Genomic DNA, 6,771 nt, shown 5'->3' with positions numbered 1-6,771 from the left:
CTACATCGGCGCCATGCCGGGCAAGTTCGTGCAGGCGCTGAAAGAGGTTGAGTCGGCCAACCCGGTCATCATGCTCGACGAGATCGACAAGATCGGCGCCAGCTATCAGGGCGATCCGGCGAGTGCGCTGCTGGAAGTGCTAGACCCCGAGCAGAACGCCGATTTCCTCGACCATTATCTCGACGTGCGCTTCGACCTGTCCAAGACCTTGTTCATCTGCACCGCCAACGATTATTCGATCCCGTCGGCGCTGCTCGACCGCATGGAAGTCATCCGCCTGTCGGGCTACATCACCGAGGAAAAAATCGCGATCGCCAAACACCACCTGTGGCCGCGGGTGCTGGAACGGGCCGGCCTGAAAAAGAACCAGCTCGTCATCAGCGAAGGCGCGATCCGCCATGTCATCGAAGGCTACGCGCGCGAAGCCGGGGTGCGCAATCTGGAAAAACAACTGGGCCGGGTCGCGCGCAAGGCCGTTGTGAAAATTCTGGCCGGCGCCGCCACGCCGATCCGGATCGGCGTCAAGGAAGTCGAGGCCTATCTCGACAAGCCCGTGTTCACCAAGGAAAAACCGATGAGCGGAATCGGCGTGGTCACCGGCCTCGCCTGGACCGCGATGGGCGGCGCCACGCTGCCGGTCGAGGCGACCCGCGTGCACACCCTCAACCGCGGCTTCAAGCTGACCGGCAAGCTCGGCGAGGTGATGAAGGAGTCGGCCGAGATCGCCTACAGCTACGTCGCCTCGCATCTGAAGCTATACGGCGCCGACAGCGCGTTTTTCGACAGCAGCTTCGTCCACCTGCACGTGCCGGAAGGCGCCACCCCCAAGGACGGCCCCAGCGCCGGCGTCACCATGGCGACCGCGCTGCTGTCGCTGGCGAAAAACGCCAAGATCAGCCGCCCGCTGGCGATGACCGGCGAATTGACGCTGACCGGCCAGGTGCTGCCGGTCGGCGGTATCCGCGAAAAAGTCATCGCCGCGCGCCGGGTCGGCATCAGCGAACTGATCCTGCCCGACGCCAACCGGCGCGATTTCGACAAGCTGCCCGGGCACATCCGCGAAGGGCTGACCGTGCACTTCGCCAAGCGGTATCAGGATGTGGCGAGGATTGTGTTTTCGCGGGAAGGCGATTGATCCACCCCCACGAGCAGTGGGGCAGTATTGTTGCAGGGACGACGACAATGTCATGGAATCGTCAAGTCGATTTTCGCCAGGCATGCCCGGCGCCCGGCTTGCGGCACTGAACCACGCTCCCGTCGCCGGAGGGCGCGGTCCAGGCGCCGGACTGCGACTGTGGCTGACTGCCGTCGAAGCTGGCATGATCACTGCCTACCCAGAATAAAAACCGAATTTACAGGGAGGGGGATTATGGCCGACGCTGTCGACAGTCATAAGGGGCGGCGTGCCGTTCAATGTGCAGACTTGTCCGCGCTTGTCGCGCAACAGGCGCGGCATTCGCCGCAATCCCCCGCCATCATGGCGCCAGGGCGCGATGCGCTGAGCTACGCCGGTCTGTGGGAGCAGACAAGCGATATCGGCGGCCGATTGCGGGGTTTGGGTATCGGTCCGGACGATCGGGTGGCGGTGGTGCTGCCCAATGGCCCTGAAATGGCCACGGCTTTCCTGGCCGTTGCGTCCTGCGCCGCGTGCGCGCCGCTCAACCCGGCATATCAGGCTGCGGAATTCCGTTTTTATTTGCAGGACCTCAAGGCCCGCGCGCTCCTGCTGCGCGAGGGGGACGACAGCCCGGCGCGGGGCGTGGCCGCCGAATTGGGCTTGGCCGTGATCGAGTTGCGTGTGGATGTCGCGCGCCCGGCCGGCTGCTTCGAATTGCTGGCATCGGGAGCGGGCGTGCCGATGCAAAGCGAACCCGGTTTCGCGCTAAAAACCGCACTCATCCTGCACACCTCAGGCACGACCTCACGGCCGAAAATTGTTCCGCTGTCCCACGCCAATCTGGCGTCGTCGGCCGTGAATATCGCTCGTTTCCTGGCCTTGAGCGACCGGGACAAATGCTTGAATGTGATGCCGCTGTTTCATATCCACGGCCTGGTCGGTGCGCTGCTTTCCAGCGTGGCGGGCGGCGGCAGCCTGATTTGTACGCCGGGTTTCGATGCCCAGCGTTTTTTCGGCTGGATCGGCGAATATCGGCCGAGCTGGTATACGGCGGTGCCGACCATTCATCAGTCGGTGCTCAGCCAGGGAGCCGCGTACCGACGCATCGCGCCCGAACATCAGTTCCGCTTTGTCCGTTCTTCTTCGGCCGCGCTGCCGCCGCGCACGCTGCATGAAATGGAAGCCCTGTTTAAGGCACCCGTTGTCGAAGCGTATGGCATGACCGAGGCATCGCATCAAATGGCCAGCAATCCCTTGCCGCCCGCCTTGCGCAAACCGGGGTCGGTGGGGGTGCCCGCCGGTGCGGAGATTGCCGTCATGGACGAGCGCGGGCGCAAGCTGGAACGCGGGCAGCGCGGCGAAATTGCCATTTCCGGCGCCGGCGTGACCGCCGGCTACGAGGGCAATCCCGAGGCCAATGCCCAGGCCTATACGGAAGGCTGGTTCCGCACGGGCGACCAGGGTTATCTGGACGACGAGGGCTATCTCTTCATCACCGGGCGGCTGAAAGAGATCGTCAATCGGGGCGGGGAGAAGATTTCACCCCGCGAAGTCGATGAAGCCCTGCTCGAACATCCTGCCGTGGCGCAGGCAACGGCGTTTGCAGTGCCCCATGCCACGCTGGGCGAAGATCTGGCGGCCGCAGTGGTATTGCGCGCTGGGGAAAAGCTGACCGAAGCGGAATTGCGCGAGCACCTGTTCGGCATGCTGGCCGACTTCAAAGTGCCTTCGCGCATTGTCTTGCTGGATGAAATTCCCAAAGGGCCGACCGGGAAGATACAACGCAGCAGCTTGCACGAGAAACTCGGCGCTGCGCTGGTCTCCGTCTACTCGGAGCCCAAGACCGACGACGAGCGGATGCTGGCAGCCGTCTTCAGGGAAGTGCTGGGCGTTGGGGAGGTCGGTGTGAACGACAATTTCTTCGCCCTCGGCGGCGATTCGCTGCGGGGCGCCCAGGTCGTCGGCCGCATCAACCGCGACCGCGGGCTTGAAATGCCGATCCCGGCCCTGTTTCAGCACCCGACCGTCGCGCAATTGGCGGCTGCAATGGAAGACGCGCAACAGGCGCACATGGCGAGTCTGATCGCACAGGTCGAACAGTTGTCCGACGAAGAAGTCATGCGCCTGCTGCGGGAGAATGCCCAATGAACCAGGAGGCGCATCCATGAGCCCGATACCGAAACCGCTGCCGCCGGGAACCCGCCTGCGCCATGAGGTGGCCGCAGGCGATGCCATACCCTTGATCGGCATTTACGACACGTTTTCCGCCGGCATCGCCGGCCGGCATTTTCAGGGACTCTTCGTCAGCGGCTTCAGCTTTGCCGCCAGCCATTACGGGCTGCCCGATATCGGTTTCATCGCCTGGCCCGATATGCTTGCTTTTGTCCAGCGGCTGCGGGTTGTCCTGCCCCATCACCACATCGTGGTGGACATCGACGACGGCTATTGCGACGCGGAGGTGGCCTGCCATGTGGTACGTCAGCTTGCCCGGATCGGCGCTTCGGCCGTGGTGCTGGAAGACCAGTTGCGGCCCCGCCAGTGCGGCCACCTGGACGGCAAGCAGGTCATGGAACTGGAAGCCTATCTGGACAAGCTGCGCAAGGTGCTGGCCTGCCGGGGCGACATGCTGGTGGTGGCACGCACCGATGCCACCGATGAAAGCGAGGCGCTGCGCCGTGCGGAAGCATTCGCCGGGGCAGGGGCGGACGCCATTCTGGTGGAGGCGGTGAAGAGCCTGTCGGTGCTGGCCGAGGTCAAGCGCCGGGTGGGGCTGCCCCTGGTATTCAACCAGATTGCCGGCGGCAAATCGCCGCCGGCCACGCTCACGGAGCTGCGCGCAGCCGGCGTGTCGCTGGTGAATTACAGCACGCCCTGTTTGTTTGCCGCGCAAGCCGCCATCGACGCCAGCATGCGCGACCTGCTGGCCGCGGATGGACGCCTGCCCGCAGTGGCACCGGGCCAAGCGAACGTGGCGAGCTGCAATCGGCTGCTGCACCAGAATCTGGCCGGCTTGCCTCTGCCCGGAATCTGACGCATGCCGTTGGCCCACCTCAGCCCGGAGCGCATCGCCCTGCTGGCAAATCTGAGTCGCCGGATGAGGCTCTGCGGCCATGAGATTGTCGCCAGGCGGCTGAAAGCCAACGGGCTTACGCACGTCTATGGCATCACCGGCACCCCGATTGACGAAACGCTGGCCGCCTGCGGCAAGCAGGGCATGCGAGTCATCGCGACCCGTCACCAGCAGGCTGCGGTCCAGGCAGCCGCGGCGCACAATTATCTGGCGGGCAGGCTTGAGGCCGCAGTCATTGTTTCGGCCGGGCCAGGGGTCAGCAATTGCGCCACCGGCATCACGGTTGCACGGGACAATCATTGGCCGCTGCTGGTGATCGGCGGACGCCGCCCACTGGCCATGCGGGACATGGGCGCCTTCCAGGCGCTGGATGGGGTGAGGCTGTTCGAATCCATCGCCAAGGCCAGCGCAGTGGCTGAGCAGGCGCAGGGACTGGCCGGACTGCTCGACCTGGCTTGCCGGCAGACGATGCAGGGACGGCCGGGGCCGTGTTATCTGGATATTGCCGAAGAGGCGTTGCAGGGCGTAGCGGAATATTGCACTGCTGCGCCGCCGCCGCTCGAACCCGAACCCGGGGCCGTTGACGACTGGGAACCGGTCGTGGCCGGCCTGCGCCGTGCCCGCCGCCCCGTATTGATGCTGGGCGAGGAACTACGCTGGGGCAGTCCGTGGACAGCGCTCGCCAGGCTGGTTGAGGTTCATCGTATTCCTTTTGTCTCAACCCCGCTGTCGCGCGGCTATCTGCCGGATAGCCATGCGTTGTGCGGTACGCGAGTACGCAGCGGCTTGCTGGGTGAAGCCGATTGGGTGCTGATCGCGGGGGCGTCGCTGGACTGGGTATATCGCCATGGCGCCGAAATTCATCCCGAAGCGCGCCTGGTCCGGCTGGCCTACGAGGAAGACAGGGTTTTCCAGACGCTGGGCCGGGGCACCGAATATCTGGGCACGCCGTCCAGCTTGCTGCGACAGCTGGTCGACGCCCTGCAACCCGGTCATGGCGAAGCCGTCCGGATAGACGAAGGCTGGCTTGCGGCGCTTGCGCGCCGCAAGCAGCGTTACCAGCAAGATCTGGCTGAGCAGTGCCGGGACAGTGCCGCGCCCATGACGCCCGCCAACTGGTTGCGCGAGGCGGCAGGCGCCGTGCCCGAGGAGGCCACCACGATTGTCGACGGCAATATCGTCATGGCGTGGGCGCAGCATGTGCTGCCAGCCGAGCTTCCCCTGTCGCGCCTTACACCCGGCGCAAACGGCTGCATGGGCATGGGGGTTCCCTTCGCCTTGGCGGCGCGGCTGGCCCAGCCTGATCGCCCGGTCCTGGCCATATGCGGAGATTTCTCGCTCGGTTTGAATGTCATGGAGCTTGAAACGGCGGTCCGCCATCGTTTGCCCCTGGTTGTCATGGTCGCCAATAACAGCGGCTCCGGCGGCAGGCTGCGCCATATGGCGTATTGGCCGGCGGATTATCCGGAACGGGTCTGCCAGTTCACACCGGATATTCGTTACGATCAAATCATGAATGCCCTGGGGGGGCAGGGGATACGGGTTGAATCCACGCAGCAGGTGGCGCCTGCACTGAAGCAGGCTTTCGCCAGCGGGCGCCCCACCCTGATCCAGGTCGATACCCGGGACGATGTTCCCTTGCCTCGCCTGTAATGCCATGAACACAGCCGATTCTTCCGCGCAGCAAATTGCCCGGCTCAGCCCGGAGAGGCGTCAGTTGCTCGAGCGCCTCGCACAGACACGCAACGCGGCGCAACCGGGCGCAGCGATTGCCCCGCGCAAGTCCGGGGGGCAGGCGGCGCTTGCCTATTCCCAGGAACGCCTGTGGATCATCGACCGGCTGGAGCCGGGAAGCCCGCTCTACAACGTGTTCGAGGCATGGCAGCTTCGGGGCGTTGTGAATGCAGCCACGCTGAAACAGGCGCTGGATCTCCTGCTCGAGCGACATGGCGTGTTGCGGACCCGCTTCTCCGAAACGGCAAGCGGCCTGGTCCAGAGTCAGCTACCCGGCGTTTTCCCGTTTGAAGAATCCGACCTGAGCCAGCTACCAGCCGCAGCCCGGCAGGCCGAATGCGAAAATCGGCTGCAAACGGCCATCCATCGGCCTTTCGATCTGGCCGAGCCGCCGCTGGCGCGTGCCGTATTGCTGCATGTGCGCGATGACGACCACATCCTGCTGATCGTCATGCACCACATCGCGTCGGACGGCTGGTCGCGGGCAATCTTCTCGCGGGAGCTTTCCCAAGCGTATGCGGCGCTGCTTCCGGGGCAAAAACCGGACTGGGCGCCGTTGCCGATCCAGTATTCGGACTATGCGGTATGGCAGCGGAGCTGGCTGAGCGGGGCGGTGCTGGAGGGTCAGCTGGGCTACTGGCGCGGGCAATTGGCGGGGCTTGTCCCGCTTGAACTGCCGGCCGACCGGGCGCGCCCCGCCCAGTTGAGCTACCGGGGCGACATCGAGCGCTTCGAACTGCCGGGCGAACTGACCGCCGCGCTCAAGGCGCTCGCGCGGCAGCACAACGCCACCCTCTACATGGTCCTGCTGGCCGCCTTCCAGGTGCTGCTGATGCGCTACAGCGGGCAG

5 protein-coding genes are annotated in these 6,771 nt (G+C 64.9%); all 5 read left to right on the top strand.

The features are described from left to right. Positions 1-1,135: S16 family serine protease (locus tag Q0L94_RS14120; protein WP_296754338.1), on the top strand; the 1,135-nt coding region annotated here is incomplete at its 5' end. Positions 1,136-1,369: 234 nt separating this feature from the next. After that, positions 1,370-3,265, top strand: coding sequence for an AMP-binding protein (locus tag Q0L94_RS14115; protein WP_296754335.1), 1,896 nt, complete (start codon positions 1,370-1,372; stop codon positions 3,263-3,265). A gap of 16 nt (positions 3,266-3,281) precedes the next feature. Continuing rightward, positions 3,282-4,148, top strand: a complete 867-nt coding sequence (locus Q0L94_RS14110; RefSeq protein ID WP_296754332.1) for an isocitrate lyase/PEP mutase family protein — start codon at positions 3,282-3,284, stop codon at positions 4,146-4,148. Between the two features lie 63 nt (positions 4,149-4,211). Then, positions 4,212-5,840, top strand: coding sequence for a thiamine pyrophosphate-binding protein (locus tag Q0L94_RS14105; protein ID WP_296754330.1), 1,629 nt, complete (start codon positions 4,212-4,214; stop codon positions 5,838-5,840). Positions 5,841-5,844: 4 nt separating this feature from the next. Further along, positions 5,845-6,771, top strand: a 927-nt coding sequence (locus Q0L94_RS14100; protein WP_296754328.1) for a condensation domain-containing protein, incomplete at its 3' end; no start/stop codon positions are given.

The organism is Thiobacillus sp., assembly GCF_024708915.1.
The sequence above is the reverse complement of the archived record's forward strand: the minus strand, read 5'-3'. Positions and strand labels throughout refer to the sequence as shown.